The sequence below is a fragment of the Serratia sp. Nf2 genome, assembly GCF_003028435.1.
Taxonomy (GTDB): domain Bacteria; phylum Pseudomonadota; class Gammaproteobacteria; order Enterobacterales; family Enterobacteriaceae; genus Serratia; species Serratia marcescens_L.
Map to the genome: position 1 here is coordinate 1 of NZ_PYTW01000036.1, position 1,103 is coordinate 1,103.

Annotated in this window: 1 protein-coding gene; it reads left to right on the forward strand. The window is 54.2% G+C overall.

Going from position 1 to position 1,103, the window contains the following annotated elements:
- Nucleotides 1–1,103: elongation factor Tu (gene tuf / locus C9411_RS25260; protein WP_107228162.1), on the forward strand; the 1,103-nt coding region annotated here is incomplete at both ends.

The following is a 1,103-nucleotide window of genomic DNA, read 5'->3' on the forward strand; positions in this document are numbered from 1 at the left end:
GGTACTATCGGCCACGTTGACCACGGTAAAACTACCCTGACTGCAGCGATCACTACCGTACTGGCTAAAACCTACGGCGGTTCTGCACGTGCTTTCGACCAGATCGATAACGCGCCAGAAGAAAAAGCTCGTGGTATCACCATCAACACCTCTCACGTTGAGTATGACACCCCGACTCGTCACTACGCGCACGTTGACTGCCCAGGGCACGCCGACTACGTGAAAAACATGATCACCGGTGCCGCTCAGATGGACGGCGCGATCCTGGTAGTAGCTGCGACTGACGGCCCAATGCCTCAGACCCGTGAGCACATCCTGCTGGGTCGTCAGGTTGGCGTTCCTTTCATCATCGTATTCATGAACAAATGCGACATGGTTGATGATGAAGAGCTGCTGGAACTGGTAGAAATGGAAGTTCGCGAACTGCTGTCCGCTTACGATTTCCCAGGCGACGACCTGCCAGTAATCCGCGGTTCCGCGCTGAAAGCGCTGGAAGGCGAAGCTGAGTGGGAAGCGAAAATCATCGAACTGGCCGAAGCCCTGGACAGCTACATCCCAGAGCCAGAGCGTGCTATCGACAAGCCGTTCCTGCTGCCAATCGAAGACGTATTCTCCATCTCCGGTCGTGGTACCGTTGTTACCGGTCGTGTTGAGCGCGGTATCATCAAAGTTGGCGAAGAAGTTGAAATTGTTGGTATCAAAGACACCGTTAAGTCTACCTGTACTGGCGTTGAAATGTTCCGCAAACTGCTGGACGAAGGCCGTGCGGGTGAGAACGTAGGTGTTCTGCTGCGTGGTATCAAGCGCGAAGACATCGAACGTGGTCAGGTACTGGCTAAGCCAGGCTCTATCAAGCCACACACCCAGTTCGAATCTGAAGTGTACATCCTGAGCAAAGATGAAGGTGGTCGTCACACGCCATTCTTCAAAGGCTACCGTCCACAGTTCTACTTCCGTACCACTGACGTGACCGGTACCATCGAACTGCCAGAAGGCGTAGAGATGGTAATGCCAGGCGACAACGTGAACATGATTGTCACCCTGATTCACCCAATCGCGATGGACGACGGTCTGCGTTTCGCAATCCGTGAAGGCGGCCGTAC